We start from the raw sequence: 23,545 nt of genomic DNA, 5'->3' as shown, positions 1-23,545 counted from the left end.
GATTATTGGCCGGGAGCAGGGCCAGCGCCGGGCAGAGTACCGGGGGCCTTGCCAACACCCGCGAGCAACTGACCGAGGAATGAAAGATCCTTGCCGCCTGTCGGCGTGGTGCGCGAGATGAAGTCGAAGACCTTGCCATCCTGCAAACCATAATTGGAAATGCTGGCGACCTTGCTCTTCTGATCGAAATAAACCGCGAGAATGCGACGATCCACCACTTTCGGCTGCATGAATGCAACGCTGCGATGGCGCTTCTGCGAGATATAGTAGAAAACTTCGTTGTCGAAGGTTGCTGTCGAGGATGGGCTGCCAAGCGACAGGACGACCTGCTCGCGGCTGGAACCAACAGGAACGAACTCCAGTGCCTTCTCGTCGAGAATGTAGCCTTCCGACAACGTTTCTGATGGATTGAGATTGGCGGTGTTACAGCCGGCAAGTCCCACGACAAAAAACAGAGTCCCCGCGAGAAGGTATTCCCGTGAACGATCGGCCTTGAAAATCCGCTGCAGCAACGACATCTCCATTTCAATAGTGGGCGCAAGTCTTTCGCTGCCCGCAGAACTTCGGTAAACCACCTTGAAGTCTGATGCAACAGCGACTCGTGTTGCGGCCTGACCCAAGTGAAAGCACATATATGATTCTCAGTTTATTCAGCCGTAAGGCCAAAGCAAATGAGGCTGTTACCACCGCCCTTTACGATGCGATCGTGGCAGCGGCGCGGCAGCCATACTTCTATTCTGACATTGATGTGCCGGATTCGCCGTTAGGGCGCTATGAAATGCTGTCTTTGCACGTTTTTCTTTTCATGCGCCGGATAAAAGGTCGAACACCGGCCCTCAAGATGATCGGGCAGGAAGTGACCGACGAGTTCTTCCGGGATGTCGACCATTCCCTGCGCGAACTTGGTATCGGTGATTCCGGCATTCCGAAGCGCATGAAAAAACTGGCCCGCATGTTCTATGGCCGTGTGGAATCCTACGACAAGGCTCTGCAGGCCAATGATTATCCGGCGCTGGCTGCCGCGCTGGCCCGCAATGTCCGTCCTGATAGCAAGGAATGGCCACAAGCGGCGGCACTGGCCAAATACACAGTTGAGGCGGCCCTTTATCTGGAAACACAATCGGATGACGACTTTGCTGGCGGGCATTTGCTGTTTCCCGATGCCAGTGCTGACGCCGAAGCCCAACAGAATTGAGAAGGGGAGCAAAATGACAAGAAATCTTGATGGTGCACTGAGTTTCCCGGTTTCGGTCAAGCGACTGCCGCAGAAGGGGCTGACAGTCAAAATTGAAGCGGATGAGCGCGAGCGGATTGCACTGCGTGATTTTCACGATCTGCAGGATGTGACCTCTTTCAAGGCTGAACTGCAGATCGTTCCGTGGAAAAAGGACGGCATACGTGTGCGTGGCGTCGTCAAGGCGAAAATCGTGCAGTCCTGCGTTGTCACATCGGAAGCCGTGGATGCGGTTATTGAAGCCGAAATAGATACGCTCTTTGTCCCTGATAATTCCAAGCTGGCACGGCTGCCGCTCGATGAGAATGGTGAACTGATTGTCAGCGCGGATGGGCCTGACATACCTGAGACATTTTCGGGCGATACTCTGGATGCCGGAGCGATTGCAGAAGAGTTCTTTGAACTTGCAATTGATCCTTACCCTCGCAAGGAGGGTGTGTCGGATGCACCTATTGAGGTTGTCTTTGGTGAAGATGTGGCAACGGAAAAGCCTGTTAATCCTTTTGCCAGCCTCAAGGATTGGAAACAGAAGCCTTGATTGTGACGATTTCCTGCGGCTGACTATCCGAAGGCTGCCCAGATGGGCTATAAGAACAGAAAATACCTAGGGTAAGAGCAGCGTTTTTCACAATGATTACAGTTTATGTGCCAGCCAGCTGGCAGATTCCGGTTGTGCAGCGAGGGAAATTGACTATTTTCGCCGAGTCTTTGAGCCATTGATGAACCCAGCAAGCATACTCACTGAACAGGACAATCGAGAGTGATCAGAATTTCCATTGATGCCATGGGCGGTGATTTCGGTCCTGAGATCGTTATTCCCGGTCTGGCAACGGCGCTGGAGCGCCATCCTGATATCCGGTTTGTGATCTTCGGTCGTGAGGAAGAGGTAAGGCCGGTTCTTGATCGCCATCCAACGCTTGCCAGCTCGACATTCCATCATTGCGATGTGTCTGTGCGCATGGACGAGAAACCCAGCCAGGCCCTGCGTAATGGCCGCTGGAAGTCATCCATGTGGCGGTCCATCGAAGCAGTAAAAACCGGCGAGGCCGATGTATGCGTCTCGGCTGGTAATACAGGCGCGCTGATGGCCATGTCAAAATTCTGCCTGCGGACAATGGCCAATGTCGAACGGCCCGCTATTGCGGGTATCTGGCCCACACTGCGTGGTGAAAGCATTGTGCTCGATATCGGCGCCACCATTGGCGCTGACGCCCAGCAACTGGTCGATTATGCCGTTATGGGCGCTGCCATGGCCCGTTCGCTGTTCGAGATCGAGCGTCCGACAATTGGCCTGCTTAATGTTGGCGTTGAGGAAATCAAAGGTCAGGACGATGTGAAGGATGCGGCACGCATTCTGCGGGAAATTCCGCTGCCAAGCCTTGAATATTACGGTTTCGTCGAAGGCGACGATATCGGCAAGGGCACGGTTGATGTGGTGGTCACCGAAGGTTTTACCGGCAATATCGCGCTGAAAGCAGCCGAAGGCACCGCCAAGCAGTTCGCGCAATATCTGCGGGATGGTATGAACCGTACGTGGATGGCCAAGATCGGCTATTTGTTCGCCAAGGGCGCATTTGATCGCCTGCGCGAGAAGATGGACCCGCGCAAGACCAATGGCGGCGTATTTCTTGGGCTGAATGGTGTCGTCATCAAGAGTCACGGAGGAACCGACGCACTTGGCTTCGCTTCTGCCGTTGATGTCGGCTATGATATGGCCCGCAACAAGCTTTTGGATAAGATTGCCTCGGATCTGAGTCATTTCCACAAGAGCCCGGTCGGTGTCGCTTTTCAGGGCGAGGCCGAGAATGATTCAGAAGCTGAGATAGAACCACAGGCGTAGGAAAGATAAATGATCCGGTCCGTTGTCAAAGGTGTAGGGGCGGCCAAACCGGCGCGTCTGGTTAAGAACGCCGATCTGGAAGGTATCGTTGAAACAAGTGACGAGTGGATCGTCCAGCGCACGGGTATTCGCCAGCGCTATATCGCGGGTGAGGGTGAAACAACCGCCTCCCTTGGCGAGGCGGCAGCGCGCGCGGCGCTCGATAATGCCGGTATGACGCCCGACGACATTGACCTGATCATTCTGGCCACCTCCACGCCTGACAACACGTTCCCAGCATCTGCCGTCGACATTCAGGCGCGTCTTGGCATGACCCATGGCTTCGCCTTTGACATGCAGGCAGTGTGCTCCGGCTTCGTTTACGCCATTACGACGGCTGATCTTTATATTCGCGGCGGCATGGCCAAGCGCGTTCTGGTGATCGGTTCTGAAACTTTTTCACGGCTTCTCGACTGGAATGACCGCACAACCTGCGTTCTGTTTGGTGATGGCGCCGGTGCCGTTATCCTTGAGGGCAATGAAGGGCGCGGACTGACTTCCGATCGCGGTATCCTGACCGCCAATCTGCGTTCTGACGGCTCACACAAACAAAAATTATATGTGGATGGCGGCCCTTCCACGACCCAGACGGTCGGGCATTTGCGCATGGAAGGCCGCGAGGTCTTCAAGCATGCTGTCGGCATGATCACCGATGTGATTGAGGCCTCTTTCTCGGAAGCGGGTATCACCGCCGAAGATGTCGACTGGTTTGTGCCGCATCAGGCCAACAAGCGCATCATCGACGCTTCAGCCAAGAAATTGAACCTTGCGGAAGGAAAAGTCGTCATCACCGTTGACCAGCATGGCAATACCTCAGCGGCTTCCGTCCCTCTTGCTCTGGCAACCGCTGTTGCCGACGGGCGTATCAAGCAGGGCGATCTTGTCCTTCTCGAAGCCATGGGCGGGGGCTTTACGTGGGGTGCAGTTCTGCTACGGTGGTAATGCTCCGGTTGGGTCAGTGGTTTGTTTTATCAACTGTTTTTACCCGCTTGCCCTATCGGATTTGATCCTATAACGTCCGCTTCCACCTGATAGTTTTGCAACAAACGAGAGCTTAGAGATCGTATGGGGGGTAAGACCATTACGCGCGCTGATCTGGCCGAAGCAGTCTATCGTAAGGTAGGGCTTTCGCGCACGGAGTCAGCTTCACTCGTCGAAACAATCCTCGATGAAGTATGTGATGCCATTGTTCGTGGCGAGACGGTGAAACTGTCGTCATTCGCCACGTTTCAGGTAAGAGACAAGAATGAACGCATTGGCCGAAACCCGAAAACGGGTGAGGAAGTGCCGATTTTGCCTCGCCGGGTGATGACGTTCAAAGCATCCAATGTGCTTAAGCAGCGCATCTTGCGCTCACACCAGGCGCGGAAGAAAAAATCGGCCTAAATTAGCCGGTTCAAGGCATTCTGAGCGAGATTGCTGTGGGGCAATCTCGCCTTGTACTTGAAAATTACATCATAAACCGCTGAAATAGACGTCGAATCAGATTTTCTCCTGAAAGGGTGAAAACATGGACAAGAGTCCCGACGCTTTTAGAACCATCAGTGAAGTTGCAGAAGATCTCGATCTTCCCCAACATGTTCTGCGTTTTTGGGAAACGCGTTTTACCCATATCAAGCCGATGAAGCGTGGTGGTGGGCGCCGATATTATCGCCCGCTCGATGTGGATCTGCTCAAGGGCATCCGCCATCTCCTCTATGATCAGGGCTATACGATCAAGGGCGTGCAGCGGCTTTTACGCGAGAACGGCGCGCAGTTCATTATTGCTCTGGGTAGCGGCGATACTGCTGCGGCTGAAGCTATCAGCCAACAGAAGCAGGCTGCCGTTCGCGAAGAGGAAGCAATTTCCGCCGAACAGGAACGCGCTGATGCGGCTGAGGAGGCTGCCGTCATGGGGTCGCAGAAATCGGCTCATCATGGCAGGCGCCTGTTTGGATTGATCAAGGGCGATGATGAAGGCCCGGTTGCGGCTGATGGCAAGCGCCTGTCCAAGGACAACCGGACTTTGCTGCAGGAAACCCTGTTCGATCTCCTGGAATGCAAGCGTTTGCTCGATCAGGTCCGGTAAACGCTCTGACATACGTGTGCCTGTGTGGATATTGTCCGTGGTCCGTGGTTCGTGGTTCGACAAGCTCACCATGAGGGAGAGGGATGATGCAAGGGAGCCCAATTCTGCAACATTGGTGATCTGCAATCTTTGCGATTAGCGTTGCATCTCCAATCTCCCTCATGGTGAGCTTGTCGAACCACGAACCACGAACCACCACCACAATCCCTAAATCCCACACCCCCAAACAAAAAACCCAGCTTTCACGGGGGGGGGAAAGCTGGGATTTGGGGTTGGCTGTGGGGTTCAGCCTAGCTGGTTGGGGGACCAGTACAAGAGAAACGAAGCTGGCGGCAGAAAGTTCCAGAGAATTTTGAAAAAAATCCGGAACTGAATTTACCGAGCCAACATGCCTATCGCGATCCCAAGACCCGCAATAACCATCAGCGTCGATACGGAGTTCTGTGTCTGAATACCGCCGATTTTCTGGGCTTGATGTCCAACCACGCGCGCGGCACGGCGTCCGCCATTTTTGATGGCTTCAAAAGTCGAGCCATCCTCATCGCCTTCAAGATCGTCCAGCAGTTGGACACCCTTGTTGGTGAGGGTTTTCGTCAGCGCAGCCAGATCACGCTTCAAATCCTCGATTTCACGTTGCAGACGTTCCCGGTCTTCCTCGTCGCGCATTGGCCCGGCACTATCCATATCCGTCACCCTCCATTTAGCGTCTGGAAATCAGCCCGATCAGCAGCGCTGCGCCTGCCACAATGGCAAGGGTTGCCAATGGGTTTTCCTTGGCTGCATCGGCAGCATAGTTAACCTGCTTGGTTGCGGCCCGTTTTACATGGTCGAGCTTTTCGCCGCCCATGTCGGAGATGCTGGATGTGAGCCTTGATACTTCCTTGCGCAAAGCCGCAATCTGAGCTTCAACATCATCCTGAATATCATCGGTCGTTTTTGAGAATATTGCCATTCTTTATGCTCCTGTGCATGACAGGCCTATAACGGGTGCGGGCTGCTTATGTTCCCTCGCGGTTTCGACAAAACGCGCAATAATAAATTGTCACGCCGGAAACTTTTCGGCTGAACGCTTCGTACTTGTTAGCATTCCCCGGGAAAGGGGAGGCAAACGTGGAGCAATAAAATGGGTAAATTGACTGCAGGGATTTTCGCCGGATTTTTGGCGGTTACAGCATTGAGTGGAGCAGCATTGGCCAAGGACAACCCGATGGTTGGCGGCGCGCCGATGTATGCCAACAAGAACATCATCGAGAATGCTGTTAACTCCAAGGACCACACGACGCTCGTCGCAGCGGTCAAGGCCGCCGGCCTTGTCGAGACACTTCAGGGCAAGGGCCCGTTCACAGTCTTCGCGCCAACCAATGAAGCCTTTGCAGCCTTGCCCAAGGGCACGGTGGAGACGCTGCTCAAGCCTGAGAACAAGGCAACCCTCACCAAGGTGCTTACCTGCCATGTGGTGGCCGCTGACGCCATGTCAGCGACAATCAAGAAGATGATCAAGGATGATGGCGGCGCCCACAAGGTCAAGACCGTTGGCGGCTGCGTCCTGACTGTCAGCGAGAAGGGTGGCAAAATCTCCATCAAGGATGAAAAGGGTAATGTTGCCCATGTCACGATCGCTGACGTTCAGCAGTCAAACGGCGTTATTCATGTGATCGACAAGGTTCTTCTGCCGAAATAACAAGACAGCCATAAGCGCTGCGGCAGACACCCAAAATGCCCGTTACCGGTTTCCCGGTAGCGGGCTTTTGTTCTCATGCAGATTACTTGCCTTCGTGTTTGAACCGCCGGTGACTGAAGCCGCCCTTGGCCAATCGCAGGATTGAAGACAGTTTTGTCGGATCGCAGGCGACTTTAGGAATTTGCCCACGCGCTTGCTGCAGCGTGTTTGGCGAGGCTGGCTTGGCATGATGAGGCGTATGAAGAATTGCTTCTCCCATTCTTGTCACTCCCTGACGACGTCCGCTCCCGGCCTATGCCGGAAAGCCGAATGCTGTGGGTATACGGACATTCCTCAATTCTATGACGGTTGATCCTTGCCTGGATCATTCGATATATGTGTCAGTAAATTCTTGCGGTTCCAGGTTCGGTGCGAGGGTTTCGACTGGTATGCCAGCAAGATAACCACAATGACTGCAAGCAAGATATCAAGATCACGCATATCCGTAACCTCCTGCATTCTGATGGCAACTATAGCGCGGAACCGACTGGCTTCCAAATCACAAGATGTCGATCAAAAGATTTGCACAGGGCAGCAAACGTAAAAAACGGTGAGCCGCAAAGCTCACCGTTTCAAAAAATGACGTGACTGGAGATCTCATCATCGCAGTTTGGCAATACAGTCCTTCTCCATTGCCAAACACAATTCGAATGTTTGTTGGGCCAAGGCCTGATGATCCGGGGGCGAGCCCCCGGATACGTCTTCAAATCCGTTAGGATTAGAAGTTGCGCTGGAAGCGGATCATGCCACCGAATGCATCGTCGCCACCGCCACGACGGCTTTCAGCAAAAGCCTTACGGTCGCCGTCAAACTTGGTGTAGCTGATTTCTGGCGTGATAACGAAGCCAGGAACGAGTTCGTAAGCTACGTTTGCAGTTGCTGCCCATGTGCCTTCGGATTCGTAAGCAACCTGTGCGTTAACGGTTGCCTTGTCCGAAACCTTGGCGGAGAGACCACCCCAAGCTGCCCAGTCACCGTCCCAAGTACCGAACCAGTTGCGCTGGCCGCTATCCTGCAGATCATCCCAGTTGGACTGATAGCCACCCATGATGAATGCGGAAACTGTGTCTGTGAACTTTACGTCCAAACGCAGCTTGCCAGCAAATTCTTCAGCCTTGGAGTCGTAACCGACAACACCGGAGACGCCGCCCCAAGCCTGTTCGAACTTAGCACCGGCGATAACATGTGGCATGTAGTCGTCGATACGGTAGTCGTAGCTGAAGTAGTTTGCAGTCTGTACCTGGCCCTGTTCAGCAGCGATGATTGCCGAGAAACCGTTTCCACCGGTAAAGGTATAGCTAACCTGGTTGGATGTGCCGGACTGATAGTTGATCACGTCGTCGTTGATGACCTTGCCTGCATAGCCAGTCCACGAACCGAAGATTTCGTCAGACACGCCGATGCGGAAACCGCCGAGGTCGATGTAAGCCTGAGGAATGAGGCCGCCGCTGTTTTCACCGTTCGTGTAATTGAAACGTGTTTCAATGTACGAACGCAATGTGCCGAGTTCGGTTTCCGAACGAGCGTCGAAACGAACAGTAGCGCGCGTACGCTTCCACCAGGTGCCGTATTCGCCGCCAGTGTAGACGTTATCGCCGCCCTTGGCGTCGTAACGCAAGTAACCGCTGATCTTCAGGCAGGTTTCGGTACCAGGAATGTAGAAGAAGCCTTTGCCGTAAGCATCGCAAACGCGAACGTATTCGACAGCTTCTGGTTCAGCGACGACAACTGCGTCAGCAGCGCGTGCGCCTGTGACTGCAACCAGGGCTGCAGCGGAGCCGAGTAGAAGGCTCTTAATGTTCATTGTTGCTCTCCATGAGATTGGTAGTGACAATTTCGTATTCTGCGACTTTGGTCGTAGAGTCAAATGTCAAATTACAAATCTGTAATGTCGGCAAAGAACGGATTTTTATTGTTGCTGATTTGCAACTACAAGTTTACAATTGGTAAATATATAGTATAAATAATGGTAATACTGTAAATACAAAGCATATCACGTTATTGTAACAAAAATGTGATAAGTTTTTGAAATATAGCAAGATTATTTGGGTGTATTCCTCTCTGGTGGATGAGGGCGCGGAATCGCCCGTGGCGGGTTTTGTCCTTAAATGGCCTTCTCGAATTTAGAACGAATTTTCCGGGGATTCATAGGGTCTTCCAACGGAAATCGACCGGCGGATAAGATTCGCCTAACTGAAAATGTCAAACAGAGAGAAAAGCATCAGTTCCAGGAACGTTACGGTCCATAGGGCGATGACGAGTTTATCAGTCAAACTTCTTTGATGGGAATTGTTGCGCTTCACAATGAATGACCAGACCAGATGATTTATCGGACCTGACTTCGCAAAGGAAGATTGCCTGTTAATGACGGCTCGGATGTTTTTTTGCCCATGGCTAAATTCTGCCGCTGCTGCAAATTATAGGCGGCCACGTTCTTTCGTGGCAGCGGGAGAGACGTCAATCAGCCCGCCCGACCCTATCCTAAAGTTGATAGCAGTCGCGCCGTGCCCTTGCGGGCAGGGTGCTTGTGGCAGATTCTGAGCAGAAATGATACGTCACTTAACAATCTTCAAAGGCATGACACAGCAGCCTTGCAACAACCGCTGAATTTATGATCAACCGATTTGATTGACGAGGCCCGGTAGCCTGCCTTCATCAGTGTCAGTTACCGAGCCTCTCGCTGCACTCACGTGCAGCCAGCTAAATGTGAGCCCTTGACTTGTAACAGTCAAATCACAGTTACAGGCGGTAAACCGGAATTATCGATTGCATGTCAAAAGTCTAATTCGTTCTTTCCTCCGCATGCGCCGGATCATTGCCAGCATATCGGCACCACTGTCCTGAGTATTCAATTGAGCCGTGTCGGTTTGTTCCTTTGTCTGAACGATAATTTTTTCTTTGCAGTTCTGTTGTACCAGAAACTGAATTCTTGTTCGCATGTTCCACCACCCCTCGTGTCTTATGATTTTTTTTGAGAGACGTAATATATGCGATACTTCTGATTAGTTTGGAATACCTCCAATGAATCTTTACTTGATGTAAAGCGCACAAAACGGTGAATAACAGCCAACCTTACCTATATCAGGGCAACGGGACCGAAATGAGAGGACTGAGCCTTGACGTTTATTGAAGACAAGTCGGCCAATGCCCTTGTGGTTGTGGATGTGCAAACTGCCTTCACCGCAGGAAGCGCTGCCGTTCCCGACCACATCCAGCTTCAAGGTGCCATTGAAACGCTTCTTGCCAGTGCGCGCGCAGCGGGAGTTCCCGTTATCTTTGTTCAAAATGACGGATCTCCCGGCGCACCCGATGAACCGGACACGGATGGCTGGCAATTATTCTTTCCGGCGAAGGCGGGTGAGCACGTTGTACGGAAGTCACTTGATGATGGTTTTGACGGAACCAAGCTCGAAAATCTGCTGACGACATGCGGCGTTGAATCACTGGCGATCTGTGGCATGCAGTCGGAAATGTGCGTTGCTGCGACGGCACGCACGGCGATGCAAAAGGGATTTTCCGTGATATTGGCCCACGATGCTCATGCAACCTATGACGTGCCGGAAGGGCCGGGTGGTTCAGAGCCGGTCCCGGCCAGAATGGCCGCCCGTGCGGCCGAATGGTCATTGGGAGACGAAATCATTCTGGTGGGCACGGCAACAGACATTTCCTTTCAAGCGGTCAATCCGGCCCGCTAGCGGAAAATGCGCAAAAGAACATTGCTCACAAGGACGCCCGATACGCCGCCGGCTGCTTTGAACATGGCATCCAGCAGTCTCGCATGCCGGGTCGGCGCCAGCATCTGGGCGAGCTCAAATCCAAAGGCCGCGCAAACCACCAAAAGCAGGATCAACAACCAACGCTTGGGATAGGCAAACGCAAAGACAAAGCCAAGCACTGCAAAAGCAAGAAAGCGCTCGACATTGACAGGCAGACCGCTCTCCGGTCGCAGATTGATTGGATCAACGGTTATGAAAAGTATAGCGGCGAACAACAGCCACGCAATGATTTGAGCGGATTTCATCGGTCCCAGATACCCCATTCACCGGCCTGTTCCAATCCCGTTATGCGCAGAGGCGATGTGAATTGCAAAACGGCAGTGCAAATGTGTGCGATGCCGTAGGGAGAGGTGAGGCCCGGCGGGGGCATCGGGGGGGTGATGAAGTGGCCGGGCCTCGCGTTGTCCGAAGGCGACAACGCCCGGTTGATACCATCGCAAGCTGAGCAGAGGATTATCCGAACCTGATGTGAAACTGAGGCGGCGATCACAATATTGCAAAATGCAGCAGCTGCCGCACTCGCCATTGTACGATCAAGTTGGCAATCTCATCATAAAGCCCCGTTCAACGAGATCTGCTGAACCGGAAAATTTCACCGAACCATCATATGCCAGTGTAAAATCTTCCGAAAAATCCGGATGATCAAGAATTGCACCATAATGAGCGCCGCCGTCCGCATGGCCGCCATGGTTGACGATGTTTTTAAACTCATTGATCGATTGGTTCGAGAAGCGGTAATGCAGCAGGACGGCCGTGATAGGAACGAAATTGCGGCTGCATGGTCCGGGACCATGGATACTGCCCCGCTCGTAGCTCGTGGCTTTATCGACCCAGATGAGGGGGAATTTGGAGAGCCGCATGTCACGGCCAAAGAATCGCTTTCGTGGTCCGCCACGCACGGATGTACCATAGCGCTCCAGTTTGATCGTATAGCTGTCGCCATCGAAGTTTGACGATACATCAAATGGCCATCTGCTGCCATCATCGACAAACTCGTCGCCGTTCAGTGGACCTTCAGGGTAGAGATCGAGCATTGGCGCATGGCATCGCTGCATTCCGGCCTTCTCCAGTTGCCGAATGAAATCCGGCAACGTCATGGTCTCGCTATCGGGAAACACAAGAAACTCGTCGGCGTCAAGTGACAGATACCACCGGTTTGCGCCATAAATCTTGAAGAGCGCATCGCGCCATGCTTTTCCGCGTGCGGCTTCCGAATAGCGAATGGGCGAGGTGTAAAGATCCACATCAGGCGCATTGCGCAACACATCTGATGTACCATCATTCGATTGATCATCGACAAAGGCAAAGCGCGTGACACCAAGCTTCCGGTAGTATCGCAAGAAGGAATTGATATAGCCGATCGCATTTTTGACAATGCAAATCGCCAAAACATCATCTTGGACTGGATGAACGGCGGGGCCGGAAACCTTGGTCAGAAGGTTCTTGCGCGGTGCCGTGAATGCAGCTGGATAGGTATAATGATAAAGGTGTGCTTTGGCCCGTCTCAGGAATGACGGATTACCGAGACGCCGCCAATCCGCCGGGTCGGATATAGGATATTGGATTGGCATGCGGATTCCCCGGTTTGCCGCATCGGGAAATACACTGCAGACGGCACTTTCCATGCTCGCCAAGGCTCGCCCGGAACGAAGTTAGGAGACAACTAATTCTTAGTCAGAAAATATTCAATAGCGCTATGGAATTGCTCGCCCGAATATGTGCGGAAGTCGAAGATTTGTCCGAGGCCGCACTCCCATAGTCCGCGATCAATGGTTCTTGATGACGTTAAGAAAAATTCCGGCAATCTTGCTCAGATGGACGTCGTCATCTTCGTGATAAGCCTGCCGTCCCGCCGCCGCGATAGCATTGAACAGTTGGTTGTCGGCGCTTTCCAGAGCTGTGATATCCGTTACGATCTTTTGGATATCGCTTTGCGGCTGAATCTTCCGCGTCAGATAATCAGCTAGAAGCTTTTGTCGTCTTTTGCGATCACTGGTGATGGCGCCGAAGATACCCCAGGCGAACCATGTCTCGCCGATCTGCATTTCCGCATCGCTGATCTGACTGCTAAGCTGTTCCGGCAGTTTCGCTTTTTGCGTGTCGGCGATGTGTGCGGCAAGTTCAAATGCTGCATCATCCGTGATCCCGATCTTATCTGTCATTTGCAAAACTCCAGGCTTTTGAGATGTCACGTCAGTGAATGGAGCGGGGCCAAATGAAGTGTGCGCGGCGCACAGCTGGTCCCCGGTCAGAATCGTAGTTCTAACACAATACAAACCGGCGATGGTTTGTTTTGTTCCTCATGGCCCGAAAAAATGTCGGGGGTGCCGAAATGTAAACACGGCATCCGCTACTCTTCGGCTTCGCATCCCGCGACCAACAGGGAATATTGCGTTTCAAATTGTTGGTCTGTGCGGGCCAAACTTTCATATTTCGTTGGTTTTTGAGTTTTCTCCCTTGCACTCAAACGTCCAGTATTCTAGGGGTTCCGCACCGGCAGAGAAATGACGGAGCGTAGCGCAGCCCGGTAGCGCACTTGACTGGGGGTCAAGGGGTCGTCGGTTCGAATCCGGCCGCTCCGAGATTTAGCCGAATGTTTTCAGTAACATGGCTTATATTCTCTGTTTTCTGAAAGCCAGGTTCTCAAGGAACCTGGCTTTTTTGTTTCCCAAACTGATTTACACGTGAATGAATATCCGGTGTGAAATGCCGGAAGCATTGCGTAGCTGCGACAGAATCCCACTCAAAGCCAAAGCCGAAAAACCGCACGCGCTCCCTTCATATGGCCAGAAAGTGGAACGCTCCGGGCGTCAATAACGGCCTGTTTGAGTGCCTGTTGACATCAGGCAATTGGCTGACATGTCACATGCCGTTCACAGGCGAGGGCTTACTATGACAGACCCTTAACCGAACCGGACTGAAATGTCCCAGAGACAGGAGAGGCGTGTCACATGTCGAAAGTCAACGCACAGATCAACCAATCCACGGCCGTTAGAGCGAATGCGGGTACTGCAGATTCTGAGACCGTCAAGGCATGGGACCAGGCTCAGAATGCGGCCAAGGATGCGGGCATCCTCTGGAATCGACCAAAAGGTGACAATCGCTCAACGCAGGACATTATTGATAGTGATCCTCTGCTGCGCAATCTCGGGAATCAGAGTGGCGTCAAGGACATGCTGAAAGAACGGGTCGGCGATTTCGAAAAGGATGCCGACGCCGCGTTCAGGGCGGTACAGGTTCTGGATCATGTCGAGAAGTTTGACGAGAGCGGAAATCGGATTGCCGGTAATGATGTCAACAATGGCCGCGTTGATGGTTTTACCAAGGGTGGCGATGCAAAGCATGGCACGGAAGCCGGACGCCTGCAGGACTTCGGCAAATATGGTTTTTCCAACCTCAAGGGAAAACTCAATGATGTGACCAATGCTGGCGGTGATGAACAGGCGCGTGCGCAGGCCGAGAAAGCGGGCGTCAAATGGGAGCTGCCTGATAACGATAAACGCTCGGCGCAGGACATCATCAATGACTCGCCGCTGCTCAAGAATCTGGGCAATCAGAGCGGTATCAAAGATATGCTGAAGGAACGCGTTGGTGATTTTGAAAATGACGCCAACGCCGCCTACAGGGCAGGGCAGATCCTTGATCGCATAACGATGTATGACGAGAATGGTAGCGCGCTGTCTGGAGACGATGTCGCCAATAGCAGTATTGATGGGTTCACCAAAAGCGGTGAAGCAAAGCATGGCACAGAGGCTGGCCGTCTTCAGGATTTTGGGAAATATGGCTTTGAGGTCATCAAAGAGCTGAAGAAGCCCGAGGATATCAGCAGTTACAAGGATTTTATAAAAGCCAATCCAGATGCCGACGAAACGTCAAAAACAATTGCCAAATATGCCGCCATCCTTGGCGAAAACTATGATGCGATCAGGGGAAAGACCGGTTCCGGCGAACATCTGACGGCTGAAGCCTTGAAAAAATACAAGGAAAAGAACCCGCAAATCAGCCAGGAATTTAAGGAGGCACTCAATTTCTGGTCACAGCCGGGTGCTTTCAACAAGCTTGAAACGGCGAACGATCCAACGGTGCTCAAAGCCGACGGGAAGCTCAGCAAGGGCGATTTAAAGAGCTGGATAGAAAAGCAGACTCCGAAGGATGCCGGTTCGGCAATCATGTTGCTATCCGGTGTCACCGACGGGAATGTCGTTGCTGGCACCGATACCAGCAAGTTGGACAAGGATATTTTTGAACACCCCGAAAAGCACTCGACGGAAGAAAAAGCCGCCGCGCTTCAGGAACTGCTGAAGGCGCAGCAGCTGATCGTCAGCGGAGCGAGCGCTGGCATGTGGAAGGACGATTATTCCATCGTCAGCATAGCCAACCGTGTTCGCAGCCATCCAAATCCCGAGAAGCTGCTTCAGGACGTCGACGACCATATCAAAACCCTTGAGGGCGACCCTGAAGTCGTAAAGTACATGAACGAGAACAGCTCCAAGCAGATGTCCAAGCTGTTGGAAGAGAATAAGGGTCTCAAGGACGCGCTGCAGAAAACCTATGATGACGATATCAAGTCCGGCAAGGCGCTCAATAGCCTATGGGACACGAAGATGAAGGATGGCAAGACGGACCAGCAGGCGGTTCTTGCCGAGTTTTACGGATCAGCACAAACGTTCCAGAGCGCTCTTGGCATCAAGAACGCGGCTGAAATCCAGAACGCCGTCAAGAATTCCAAACATGCGGGCGAACTGAACGATTTTTATGAGAAGTCGCTTGCCTCAGGCGACCGCCTGAAGGAGTTGATGAAGAACAATTCGTTCGAAAAGGCCGCCAGTGCCTACAGCATGGAAGTCGCGCTCTATAATGCAACGCTCAGCCCCGAATTCACGGGGAAATTCGACAAACAGATCAACGACAATTTCACCAAGACCGTGCAGGAAAACGCCTTCAATGATGCCTCTTTCAAAGATCTCAGGAAGGCATTCGGCATCAATGGTGGCGATGACCTCGATGAGGAAAAGGTAAAAGCCCTTATCGATCAGATCAGCAAGGACAATCCCGCATTCTTCACCAATCCAAATGGGACGGTCACAAGGCCAGACCAGATATTGTCCACCTTCAGGGGCGACTGGGATCTTCTGCGTCAGGGGGCGAAGACGCTCAACGAGCTTAAGCTTTTTAGTCCCGATTCATCGGTCAAGGGCGCCGCAGACAAGGGGGTTCTTCATGGCGTCAGCGGCCTTTTCCTGGCTGGTGTTACGATCGCCAAGGGCGCCAGCGGTTCGGGCAAACTCACCGACCGACAGATCGTCGATATCACCACCGGGTCTATCCAGACTGCCACGATTATGACCGAAGGCGGCATGAAGGGTTTGCAGGATTACCTGAAAGACGTGAAGGGCGTGGTCGATGATGAACTCGTCGACGCCATGACCTCCAACCTGAAGAAGTTTGAAAATGCCGCTAAGGGGCTTGGAGGCATCGTCGGTATTGCCGCCGGTGCTTACGGCATCTTCGATGGTGTGCAGGCAATCCGCAAGGGCGATACGGTCACCGGGGGCATCAGTATCACGGCAGGTTCCCTCAGTGTCTTGGCTGGCTTGGCTTCCACCGTCGAAGGCGGAATGGCACTGTTTGCTCCCACCATGGCGCGTTTGATCCCGGCGCTAGCCGCCGGTGGTCTTGGGTTGGTTGCAGCGGGCGTCGGTGCATTGGCGATGCTGATTCCGGGCTTGATTGCGGAAGGCAAGCAGCAAAAGAGAGCCGATGATTTTGGCGACCTGCTCAGCAGCTATCTGACCAAGTACGAGATCGACGGCGTGAAGGATGGCGGCATCATGGATGTCCCCGATGATGAATGGCCGCAGTCCGGCAGCGGTACATCCTGATCTCGTGCCTGTCGCCGGAAGCTGGCAGCGTCTGGATCAATCTTGACGGGAAATGCAGGAATAAAAGCCAGACATCAGGTCTGGCTTTTATTTGGATTTTACGCGTGATCAGACTTTGACAATCCGCTTGCCGCGGTTTTCGCCAGCCAGAAGCCCGATCAATGCGGCCGGTGTATTCTCAAGCCCATCGATAATGTCTTCTTCCACCTTCAATTGGCCAGAGGCAACCCAGCTTTGGAGATCGGCGAAAGCACGGTCGCGCTGGCTGAAATAGTCCATGACGATGAAGCCTTGCATGACAAGGCGCTTGATGGTGATCAAGCCCGGAATGCCGCGTGGTCCCGCCGTCGGCGCGCCATCATACTGGGAAACGGCGCCGCAACAGGCAATGCGCCCGTGGGTATTCATGAGTGCGAGACAGGCTTCCAGTGTATCGCCGCCGACATTGTCGAAATAGACATCGATCCCATTGGGAACTAGAGCGCGCAGGTTCTTGAAGAGATTGCCTGCCTTATAGTCCACTGCCGCATCAAAACCGAGATGTGATATCAGCCACGCGCATTTCTCGGCACCGCCAGCAATGCCGATGACACGGCAGCCTTTGATCTTGGCGATCTGGCCGACGAGGGAGCCAACGGAACCCGCCGCGGCCGAAACGACAACGGTTTCGCCCGGCTGCACCTTGCCCACATCAAGCAGGCCGAAATAGGCTGTCAGCCCCGCAATGCCATAAACGCTGAGCAGGTGGGTGAGCGGCTCGATATGCGGCATCTTGATGAGATGCTTGGCTGACAGCACGGTATAGTCCTGCCAGCCCGTATCGGCGAACACCAGATCGCCGGGCGCAAAGCCGGGCGCTTTTGAGGTGACGACCTCTGCAATACCGCCGCCAGCCATGACCGAATCCGGCTCAACCGCGGCGCGGTAGGTGGCACCCTGCATCCATGCACGGTTGGCAGCATCAAGCGAGATATAGCGCACGCGGATCAACACCTCACCATCCGCAGGTTGTGGAATGGTGTTTTCAGTCAGGGCGAAATGGTTCGGTTGGAGCTTACCAACAGGCTTTTCACGCAGGATAATCTGGCGGTTGACGTCTGAACTCACGGGCTTTGCCTCCATAGGTCATTGTCCCGGATCGCCGTGGTCTGGCAAGCCGGGTTGGTCATAAGCCTAATATCGCCTATGGTATAAATCATATGATCAGTTCTAATGTCTGCCCATGAACAGCTTTGATAACCGTCTTGACCTCAACCTGTTTCGCGTTCTGGATGCTATTCACGCCAATGGCAGCATTTCCGGCGCGGCCAGAGCCTTGCATCTGACCCAGCCCGCAATCAGCCATTCGCTTGCCCGCTTGCGTGAAATCTTCAGCGATCCGTTATTCGTGCGTCAGGGCAACCGTATGGTCGCCACCGAACGGGTGCGCATCATCATTGCTGATGTAAGGCGCAACCTGCAGGGGCTCTATGCGGCGGTTGAGACTTCTTCGGAGTTTTCGCCATCACGTCTCACGATGGATTTCAAAGTTGCGCTGCGTGATGTGCTTGAGTCGGCAACCTTCTCGCCATTGATGCGTCAGCTTGCGACGGAGGCACCGGGGGTTTGTGTCGTCAGCCGCCGGGTGGCGCGCGAAACTTTTGAGAAGGAACTGACGGCTGGAGGTCTTGATCTTGCCATTGACCGCAAGATCAAGGTCGGTCCACATATCCGCCAGAAGACATTGCTGCGCGAACCCAATGCCGTTGTCGTGCGCAAAGGTCATCCACTCTCGGGAAAAAAGCTCACGCAGGCGGATTATGTGGCTGCCAAACATGTGCTGGTTACCCATATCGAAGGCATGGAGCCGATTGACTATATTCTGGCGGAGCAGGGGCTTGGCCGCAATATCGGCTTGCGCTGCCAGCATTTCTTCGCGGCGTGCAAGGTTATCGCCGAGACGGACTGGATTTTGACGATGCCGCGCACCTATGCGCTTGAATTATCCGATGTACTCAACCTGGATGTGCTCGTTGCGCCGCTGGCCATCCCGCCGATTGATGTTGTCATGTATTGGCACGCGGTGCGGGACGATGATCAGGGCCATCGCTGGATGCGTGAACTCTTTGCCGAAGTGATGACAAAGTACGGTGGCGGTGGGCCGCCAGTGACCACAGGTCATAAATACAGCTCATAGTCGACCATAAGAACATATAATTTGTTTGATATGCCGCAAGCCGCTAGTCTTTAACCACCAGAAGACAGGACGGCCAATCGATGCATTTTACGCCTAGCCCAAAAACGCAGGATTTCGTCACGCGCGTGAAGTCCTTTATGCGCACGCATATTCAGCCGATTGAGAAGCAATATTGGGCTGGCATTGCGTCAGCTGATCATGGCAGTGACTGGAAACAGTGGCGGATTTCACCTGTTGTCGAAGAGTTGAAGGCCAAGGCGAAAGCCGAGGGCCTATGGAACATGTTTCTGCCGGATGAAGCACTGGGTGCCGGGCTGTCAACGCTGGAATATGCGTTGATTGCGGAAGAGACCGGCCGCAGCTTCATGGCTCCTGAAATCTTCAACTGCAATGCGCCCGATACGGGCAATATGGAAGTGCTGTGGAAATATGGCTCCGAGCACCAGCGGGACGAATGGCTAAAACCGCTGCTGGCGGGTGAGATGCGCTCGGTGTTCAGCATGACGGAACCCGATGTTGCCAGCAGCGACGCGACAAATATGGAGGCGACAGCGCTGGTCGATGGCAATTCCATTGTCGTCAACGGCAAAAAACACTGGTCGAGCGGACTCGGTGATCCGCGTGCGAAGATCGCGATTGTGATGGCGCGCACGCCAGATGTAGGAAAAGGCCGCCATCAACAGCATTCCATGGTCTTGGTGCCCTTGGATAGCCCCGGTGTCGAGATCATCCGTATGCAGTCGGTGTTCGGCGAATATGACGAGCCGCATGGCCATGGCGAGGTGCATTACAATAATGTCCGTGTGCCCCTGACCAATGTGATCAAAGATATTGGTGCGGGTTTTGAGATTGCGCAGGGACGTCTGGGACCCGGCCGCATTCATCACTGCATGCGCTGCATCGGGGCTGCGGAAGCGGCGCTGGAGTTGACCATTGCGCGAGGCATGTCGCGCGTCGCATTCGGCAAGCCCATTCTTAATCTTGGCGGCAATCGCGAGCGTCTGGCTGAGGCACGGATCGCCATTGATCAGGCGCGTCTTTTGACCCTGAATGCAGCTTGGAAGCTCGACACGCTGGGAGCCATGGGCGCAATGGCTGAGATTTCCGCCATCAAGGTTGTCGCACCGCAGATGCTGCAGGCAGTTGTCGACAACGCCATTCAGATTCACGGTGGAACGGGTGTATCGCGTGATACGCCGCTCACGCAGTTCTTCATTCAGGCTCGTTCGCTTCGTCTTGCCGATGGCCCCGATGAGGTCCACAAAGGGCTGATCGCGCGCATTGAACTGGCCAAGTATGGCCATGCGAAGTGAGTGAAATGACTGAAGCCAAGGGGATTGATCGCGCGGGCAAGGTGCGCGCTGGTGAGGAACTGAATGCGGAAGCAGTCAGCCAATGGCTGCACGCGCTTGGTGTGCCGGTGGAGGGGACACCGGAGGTTACCCAGTTTTCCGGTGGTGCTTCAAACTGGACCTACCGGTTGCAATATTCGCAGCATGATCTGATCCTGCGTCGCCCGCCAGCCGGTACCAAAGCCAAATCCGCCCATGATATGGGGCGGGAATACAATGTGCAGAAGGCATTGAAGCCGTTTTATCCTGCTGTCCCCACGATGATCGGCCTGTGCGAGGATGAGACGCTGATCGGTGCGCAGTTTTACGTCATGGAGCGCATTGCCGGTATCATACCGCGCCGCCGCCTGCCGCAAGGGGTGACGCTGAACGCCGGGGACACGCGCCGCCTCTGTGAGACCATGCTGGACAAACTGGTCGAACTGCACCGGATAGACATTGCAGAAGCGGGATTGGAATCACTCGGTAAGGGTGCAGGCTATGTGCAAAGGCAGGTATCCGGCTGGTCCGACCGCTATGGCAAGGCGCGCACCTGGAACACGCCGACATTCAAATTTGTGCGTGAATGGCTCGCCGCGAACATCCCCAATGATGCGCATACATGTCTGATCCACAATGATTGGCGGTTTGACAATCTGGTGCTCAACCCAAAAGATTTGACCAACATTATCGGTGTGCTGGATTGGGAGATGGCGACGCTGGGTGATCCACTGATGGATCTCGGCAGCATGCTTGCCTATTGGGTGGAGGCTGGCGATCCCTATCTGATGAAGTTGACCCAGCGCCAGCCGACGACACTGTCCGGCATGATGAAACGCGGGGAAGTTGTTGATTATTATCTGCAAAAGAGCGGTTTGAAAGTCGATAATTTTGCCTTTTACGAGGTGTTCGGCCTATTCAGGCTCGCGGCCATCGCCCAGCAAATCTATTATCGCTATTATCACAGACAGACGCGCAATCCTGCGTTTAAGAACCTCTGGATCATGATCAATTATTTCGACTGGCGTTGCCGGCGCATTATCCGTCAAAGTGGAAAATAGGGGCACTGCATGGCCATACGCAAAACGATATTGATAACGGGTGCAAGCTCAGGGCTTGGCGAAGGTATGGCCCGCGAATTTGCCGCCATGGGCCGCGATCTTGCTTTGTGCGCCCGGCGGACCGAACGGCTCGACACACTGAAATCCGAACTGGAACGCAAGCACCCCGGCATCAAAGTCATTGTCAAGGCGCTCGACGTCAATGATTATCCCGCCGTGTTCCGGGTATTTCGCGAGGTGCAGCAGGAGTTCGGCACCATTGACCGCATTATCGTCAATGCGGGTATCGGGCAGGGCAAGCGCATCGGCACCGGCCATTTTGCGCAGAATGTTCAGACCGCTCAGACGAATTTCGTTGCCGCTCTTGCCCAGTGCGAGGCCGCTGTCGAGATTTTTCGCGCGCAGAATGCCGGTCATCTGGTGACGATTTCCTCCATGAGCGCGGTGCGTGGTCTGCCAAAACATCTGACAACCTATGCCGCGACGAAAGCAGGGCTGGCATCCCTATCGGAAGGCATTCGCGCGGAACTTATGGCAACGCCGATCAGGGTCAGCACGATCTTCCCCGGCTATATCCGCACGGAAATCAACGAAGGCGCCCCGAAACTGCCGTTTGAAGTTGATGGGCCGACTGGCTCGCGGCTGCTGGCGCAGGCAATCGAACGGGAACCGGTCAAAGCATCGGTTCCGTGGTGGCCGTGGGGTCCCATGGGGTTTCTCATGCGCTTTCTTCCGCTCAAAGCCGTGCTTCGTCTCGCCTGATAATAAGGAACACCCTGATGAAAAAGCGCATCTTTGTTACTGGCGGTGCTTCCGGTCTTGGACGGGAAATTGCCCTGCGCTGGGCCCGCGATGGTGCTCTCATCTGCATCGGCGATCTCAATGACGCACGCGGTCAGGAGACGCTTGATCTTATCAAAGCCGCTGGAGGCGAGGGCATCTATCGGCACTGCGATGTGACCAAGCTGGAGGATTTGCAGGCTGTTGCCGGGGAATTGCTGCGGGAATGGGGCGGTGTTGATGTGGTCTTCAACAATGCCGGTGTGGGAACAGCTGGCGCGCTTGCAAGCGAAACCATTGAACAGTGGCAATGGGTGCTCGACATCAATCTTCTGGGCGTCGTGCGTGGTTGTCAGGCCTTTGCTCCGGTTTTCAAGGCGCAAGGCAAGGGCCATTTCGTCAACACGGCATCCATGGCAGGGCTGGTTCATCCGCCAATGATGGGAAGCTACAATGCGGTGAAAGCCGCGGTCGTGGCGTTTTCTGAAACTCTGCGCGTGGAACTGGCGCCGAACAATATCGGCGTCACGGTTGTCTGCCCGTCTTTCTTCCGCACCAATCTGACGGAATCCTTGCGCAGTCCTGCGGCAGCAGCCAAGATTGAACGGCTGTTTGAAAAGGCACCCATTACCGCCGCAGAAATCGCCGACCGCATTTATCGCGCTGTAGAGACAAACCAGTATCTTCTCCTGCCGCACGCCGGGGACAGAAAGGCTTATTTCTTCAAACGGTTCATGCCTGTTAATGCCTATCTGAATTTCATGACCAGAAAGACCCGCAGCTTCCACAAGCTTGGCCAGTCGCAGAGCGGCAAGGCGACCAAGTAGCGTCAGAGTTTGTCCGGCGTTGCACCGGTTCGCGATTCCAGCCGGTAGCGATTGCCGGGATAAACCAGATGCACCAGCGACACCACTGACTTGCCCGACCATGTACGACGGCGGATAGCAAGACAGGGTTCCTTGCGCAAAATACCAAGCAGCTTGCGCTCGCGCGCTGACGGCATGGCCGCTTCGACAATATGCTCTGATCCGCTCAAGGGAGCATTGGCGCTAAGATAGGCGTTGGGCGTAAGGGCGGTGAAATCCTGAGAAAGATAATCCGGAGCGGCAGCGGGGTTAACGAACCGGTCTTCGATCTGGACGGGAACGCCGTTTTCGCTATGCACGATCAGCGAGTGAAACACTGTGGCACCGGAAGACAGGTTAAGTGCTTCCGCCACGGCGCACGAGGCTTTTTCCCGTGCCAGACGAATGACGGCGGCGCTGTGGGTATGGCCGCGTTCGACAATTTCATCGGCGATATTGCGCACTTCAAACAGGGTTGAATGGCCCTTACGCGCCGCGACAAACGAACCGACGCCGCGAATGCGCACCAGTTCGCCTTCATTGGCGAGTTCCCGCAAGGCGCGGTTAGCGGTCATTTTGCTGACCCCAAGCCCCGCCACGAGTTCGTTTTCCGAGGGCACGCGATGTTCAGGCGGCCACTCTCCGCTATGAATGCGGCCAAGGATCATCCGCTTCACATTGGCATAGAGTGGGGAACGAACACGTGTGTCAGGTTGTATCTTGAGCATGGCATTGGTCATCTCAGGCCTTTCATTGCTCATTCCTTGTGCAGGATCAGATTTTGCCTCTCACC

The 23,545-nt window shown here is 54.0% G+C and carries 24 protein-coding genes and 1 tRNA gene; 15 read left to right on the top strand and 10 right to left on the bottom strand.

Features of this window, described 5'->3' with window-relative positions; translation table 11 throughout:
- Positions 1 to 2: 2 nt before the first annotated feature.
- Positions 3 to 512: an outer membrane protein assembly factor BamE gene (locus tag BLU05_RS19965; RefSeq protein WP_091884117.1), complete on the bottom strand. Its 510-nt coding sequence runs from the start codon at positions 510 to 512 to the stop codon at positions 3 to 5.
- 122 nt (positions 513 to 634) lie between these two features.
- Here BLU05_RS19965 and BLU05_RS19960 point away from each other — a divergent pair, with 122 nt between their 5' ends.
- The 6 genes from BLU05_RS19960 (at position 635) to BLU05_RS19935 (ending at position 5,181) form a co-directional block, all read left to right on the top strand.
- Entirely contained in the window at positions 635 to 1,195 is a 561-nt protein-coding gene (locus BLU05_RS19960; protein WP_091883897.1) for a ubiquinol-cytochrome C chaperone family protein, read from the top strand.
- Between the two features lie 13 nt (positions 1,196 to 1,208).
- Positions 1,209 to 1,772, top strand: coding sequence for a YceD family protein (locus BLU05_RS19955; RefSeq protein WP_091883896.1), 564 nt, complete (start codon positions 1,209 to 1,211; stop codon positions 1,770 to 1,772).
- Positions 1,773 to 1,994: 222 nt separating this feature from the next.
- Entirely contained in the window at positions 1,995 to 3,074 is a 1,080-nt protein-coding gene (gene plsX, locus BLU05_RS19950) for a phosphate acyltransferase PlsX (RefSeq protein ID WP_091883893.1), read from the top strand.
- 9 nt (positions 3,075 to 3,083) lie between these two features.
- The gene (locus BLU05_RS19945; RefSeq protein ID WP_091883891.1) at positions 3,084 to 4,055 is read left to right on the top strand and encodes a beta-ketoacyl-ACP synthase III; all 972 of its coding nucleotides are present in this window, start codon (positions 3,084 to 3,086) and stop codon (positions 4,053 to 4,055) included.
- Positions 4,056 to 4,178: 123 nt separating this feature from the next.
- Complete coding sequence (locus BLU05_RS19940) at positions 4,179 to 4,499, top strand: integration host factor subunit alpha (RefSeq protein ID WP_091883889.1); 321 nt, start codon at positions 4,179 to 4,181, stop codon at positions 4,497 to 4,499.
- A gap of 124 nt (positions 4,500 to 4,623) precedes the next feature.
- Positions 4,624 to 5,181 (top strand): MerR family transcriptional regulator, encoded by a 558-nt coding sequence (locus tag BLU05_RS19935; RefSeq protein ID WP_091883887.1) that lies wholly within the window; start codon positions 4,624 to 4,626, stop codon positions 5,179 to 5,181.
- 375 nt (positions 5,182 to 5,556) lie between these two features.
- Here BLU05_RS19935 and BLU05_RS19930 read toward each other — a convergent pair whose 3' ends face one another.
- Complete coding sequence (locus tag BLU05_RS19930; protein ID WP_091883884.1) at positions 5,557 to 5,865, bottom strand: hypothetical protein; 309 nt, start codon at positions 5,863 to 5,865, stop codon at positions 5,557 to 5,559.
- Positions 5,866 to 5,881: 16 nt separating this feature from the next.
- Positions 5,882 to 6,133: a DUF883 C-terminal domain-containing protein gene (locus BLU05_RS19925; RefSeq protein ID WP_091883882.1), complete on the bottom strand. Its 252-nt coding sequence runs from the start codon at positions 6,131 to 6,133 to the stop codon at positions 5,882 to 5,884.
- 255 nt (positions 6,134 to 6,388) lie between these two features.
- On the opposite strand from BLU05_RS19925, the gene BLU05_RS19920 reads away from it, so the two are divergent.
- The gene (locus BLU05_RS19920) at positions 6,389 to 6,862 is read left to right on the top strand and encodes a fasciclin domain-containing protein (protein WP_244518449.1); all 474 of its coding nucleotides are present in this window, start codon (positions 6,389 to 6,391) and stop codon (positions 6,860 to 6,862) included.
- A gap of 82 nt (positions 6,863 to 6,944) precedes the next feature.
- Here BLU05_RS19920 and BLU05_RS26295 read toward each other — a convergent pair whose 3' ends face one another.
- Together BLU05_RS26295 and BLU05_RS19915 are read right to left on the bottom strand one after the other, a co-directional pair.
- Positions 6,945 to 7,121, bottom strand: coding sequence for a hypothetical protein (locus BLU05_RS26295; RefSeq protein ID WP_175540679.1), 177 nt, complete (start codon positions 7,119 to 7,121; stop codon positions 6,945 to 6,947).
- A gap of 498 nt (positions 7,122 to 7,619) precedes the next feature.
- Positions 7,620 to 8,705: a porin gene (locus BLU05_RS19915; RefSeq protein ID WP_091883877.1), complete on the bottom strand. Its 1,086-nt coding sequence runs from the start codon at positions 8,703 to 8,705 to the stop codon at positions 7,620 to 7,622.
- A gap of 1,312 nt (positions 8,706 to 10,017) precedes the next feature.
- On the opposite strand from BLU05_RS19915, the gene BLU05_RS19905 reads away from it, so the two are divergent.
- Entirely contained in the window at positions 10,018 to 10,596 is a 579-nt protein-coding gene (locus BLU05_RS19905; protein ID WP_091883872.1) for an isochorismatase family protein, read from the top strand.
- Here the strand turns inward: BLU05_RS19905 and BLU05_RS19900 are convergent.
- The 3 genes from BLU05_RS19900 to BLU05_RS19890 form a co-directional block, all read right to left on the bottom strand.
- The gene (locus tag BLU05_RS19900) at positions 10,593 to 10,922 is read right to left on the bottom strand and encodes a VanZ family protein (protein WP_091884115.1); all 330 of its coding nucleotides are present in this window, start codon (positions 10,920 to 10,922) and stop codon (positions 10,593 to 10,595) included. The genes BLU05_RS19905 and BLU05_RS19900 overlap by 4 nt on opposite strands.
- A 288-nt stretch (positions 10,923 to 11,210) precedes the next feature.
- On the bottom strand, positions 11,211 to 12,248 hold the full coding sequence (locus BLU05_RS19895; RefSeq protein WP_091884112.1) for a glycosyltransferase family 2 protein: 1,038 nt from the start codon (positions 12,246 to 12,248) through the stop codon (positions 11,211 to 11,213).
- A gap of 195 nt (positions 12,249 to 12,443) precedes the next feature.
- Positions 12,444 to 12,839 carry a hypothetical protein gene (locus BLU05_RS19890; RefSeq protein WP_091883869.1) on the bottom strand — a complete coding sequence of 132 codons (396 nt, stop codon included), beginning with the start codon at positions 12,837 to 12,839 and terminating at the stop codon, positions 12,444 to 12,446.
- 346 nt (positions 12,840 to 13,185) lie between these two features.
- On the opposite strand from BLU05_RS19890, the gene BLU05_RS19885 reads away from it, so the two are divergent.
- Together BLU05_RS19885 and BLU05_RS19880 are read left to right on the top strand one after the other, a co-directional pair.
- Positions 13,186 to 13,259, top strand: a tRNA-Pro gene (locus BLU05_RS19885).
- Between the two features lie 369 nt (positions 13,260 to 13,628).
- Positions 13,629 to 16,559 carry a type III effector HrpK domain-containing protein gene (locus BLU05_RS19880; protein WP_091883867.1) on the top strand — a complete coding sequence of 977 codons (2,931 nt, stop codon included), beginning with the start codon at positions 13,629 to 13,631 and terminating at the stop codon, positions 16,557 to 16,559.
- Between the two features lie 108 nt (positions 16,560 to 16,667).
- Here BLU05_RS19880 and BLU05_RS19875 read toward each other — a convergent pair whose 3' ends face one another.
- Entirely contained in the window at positions 16,668 to 17,666 is a 999-nt protein-coding gene (locus BLU05_RS19875) for an NADP-dependent oxidoreductase (protein ID WP_091884109.1), read from the bottom strand.
- 115 nt (positions 17,667 to 17,781) lie between these two features.
- On the opposite strand from BLU05_RS19875, the gene BLU05_RS19870 reads away from it, so the two are divergent.
- The 5 genes from BLU05_RS19870 to BLU05_RS19850 all read left to right on the top strand — a co-directional run bounded on the left by BLU05_RS19870 (position 17,782) and on the right by BLU05_RS19850 (position 22,734).
- Positions 17,782 to 18,735 carry a LysR family transcriptional regulator gene (locus BLU05_RS19870; RefSeq protein WP_091883864.1) on the top strand — a complete coding sequence of 318 codons (954 nt, stop codon included), beginning with the start codon at positions 17,782 to 17,784 and terminating at the stop codon, positions 18,733 to 18,735.
- A gap of 80 nt (positions 18,736 to 18,815) precedes the next feature.
- Positions 18,816 to 20,048, top strand: coding sequence for an acyl-CoA dehydrogenase family protein (locus BLU05_RS19865; protein WP_091883862.1), 1,233 nt, complete (start codon positions 18,816 to 18,818; stop codon positions 20,046 to 20,048).
- A 5-nt stretch (positions 20,049 to 20,053) separates the two neighbouring features.
- Positions 20,054 to 21,127: a phosphotransferase family protein gene (locus tag BLU05_RS19860; protein ID WP_091883859.1), complete on the top strand. Its 1,074-nt coding sequence runs from the start codon at positions 20,054 to 20,056 to the stop codon at positions 21,125 to 21,127.
- 15 nt (positions 21,128 to 21,142) lie between these two features.
- Positions 21,143 to 21,889: an SDR family oxidoreductase gene (locus BLU05_RS19855; RefSeq protein WP_091884107.1), complete on the top strand. Its 747-nt coding sequence runs from the start codon at positions 21,143 to 21,145 to the stop codon at positions 21,887 to 21,889.
- 17 nt (positions 21,890 to 21,906) lie between these two features.
- Positions 21,907 to 22,734 carry an SDR family oxidoreductase gene (locus BLU05_RS19850; RefSeq protein WP_091883858.1) on the top strand — a complete coding sequence of 276 codons (828 nt, stop codon included), beginning with the start codon at positions 21,907 to 21,909 and terminating at the stop codon, positions 22,732 to 22,734.
- Between the two features lie 2 nt (positions 22,735 to 22,736).
- On the opposite strand, the gene hutC is transcribed toward BLU05_RS19850, so the two are convergent.
- Positions 22,737 to 23,492: a histidine utilization repressor gene (gene hutC, locus BLU05_RS19845; protein WP_175540686.1), complete on the bottom strand. Its 756-nt coding sequence runs from the start codon at positions 23,490 to 23,492 to the stop codon at positions 22,737 to 22,739.
- Positions 23,493 to 23,545: the final 53 nt, after the last annotated feature.

It is taken from the genome of Phyllobacterium sp. OV277 (genome assembly GCF_900104355.1).
Classification (GTDB): Bacteria; Pseudomonadota; Alphaproteobacteria; order Rhizobiales; family Rhizobiaceae; genus Phyllobacterium.
The sequence above is the reverse complement of the archived record's forward strand: the minus strand, read 5'-3'. Positions and strand labels throughout refer to the sequence as shown.

Bases quoted from the DNA above. Each gene is read 5' to 3' on its own strand.
- BLU05_RS19960 (WP_091883897.1), top strand. From the start codon at position 635: ATGATTCTCAGTTTATTCAGCCGTAAGGCCAAAGCAAATGAGGCTGTT.
- BLU05_RS19955 (WP_091883896.1), top strand. From the start codon at position 1,209: ATGACAAGAAATCTTGATGGTGCACTGAGTTTCCCGGTTTCGGTCAAG.
- BLU05_RS19945 (WP_091883891.1), top strand. From the start codon at position 3,084: ATGATCCGGTCCGTTGTCAAAGGTGTAGGGGCGGCCAAACCGGCGCGT.
- BLU05_RS19940 (WP_091883889.1), top strand. From the start codon at position 4,179: ATGGGGGGTAAGACCATTACGCGCGCTGATCTGGCCGAAGCAGTCTAT.
- BLU05_RS19935 (WP_091883887.1), top strand. From the start codon at position 4,624: ATGGACAAGAGTCCCGACGCTTTTAGAACCATCAGTGAAGTTGCAGAA.
- BLU05_RS19930 (WP_091883884.1), bottom strand. From the start codon at position 5,865: ATGGATAGTGCCGGGCCAATGCGCGACGAGGAAGACCGGGAACGTCTG.
- BLU05_RS19925 (WP_091883882.1), bottom strand. From the start codon at position 6,133: ATGGCAATATTCTCAAAAACGACCGATGATATTCAGGATGATGTTGAA.
- BLU05_RS19920 (WP_244518449.1), top strand. From the start codon at position 6,389: ATGGTTGGCGGCGCGCCGATGTATGCCAACAAGAACATCATCGAGAAT.
- BLU05_RS26295 (WP_175540679.1), bottom strand. From the start codon at position 7,121: ATGGGAGAAGCAATTCTTCATACGCCTCATCATGCCAAGCCAGCCTCG.
- BLU05_RS19915 (WP_091883877.1), bottom strand. From the start codon at position 8,705: ATGAACATTAAGAGCCTTCTACTCGGCTCCGCTGCAGCCCTGGTTGCA.
- BLU05_RS19900 (WP_091884115.1), bottom strand. From the start codon at position 10,922: ATGAAATCCGCTCAAATCATTGCGTGGCTGTTGTTCGCCGCTATACTT.
- BLU05_RS19895 (WP_091884112.1), bottom strand. From the start codon at position 12,248: ATGCCAATCCAATATCCTATATCCGACCCGGCGGATTGGCGGCGTCTC.
- BLU05_RS19890 (WP_091883869.1), bottom strand. From the start codon at position 12,839: ATGACAGATAAGATCGGGATCACGGATGATGCAGCATTTGAACTTGCC.
- BLU05_RS19880 (WP_091883867.1), top strand. From the start codon at position 13,629: ATGTCGAAAGTCAACGCACAGATCAACCAATCCACGGCCGTTAGAGCG.
- BLU05_RS19870 (WP_091883864.1), top strand. From the start codon at position 17,782: ATGAACAGCTTTGATAACCGTCTTGACCTCAACCTGTTTCGCGTTCTG.
- BLU05_RS19865 (WP_091883862.1), top strand. From the start codon at position 18,816: ATGCATTTTACGCCTAGCCCAAAAACGCAGGATTTCGTCACGCGCGTG.
- BLU05_RS19860 (WP_091883859.1), top strand. From the start codon at position 20,054: ATGACTGAAGCCAAGGGGATTGATCGCGCGGGCAAGGTGCGCGCTGGT.
- BLU05_RS19850 (WP_091883858.1), top strand. From the start codon at position 21,907: ATGAAAAAGCGCATCTTTGTTACTGGCGGTGCTTCCGGTCTTGGACGG.
- hutC (WP_175540686.1), bottom strand. From the start codon at position 23,492: ATGACCAATGCCATGCTCAAGATACAACCTGACACACGTGTTCGTTCC.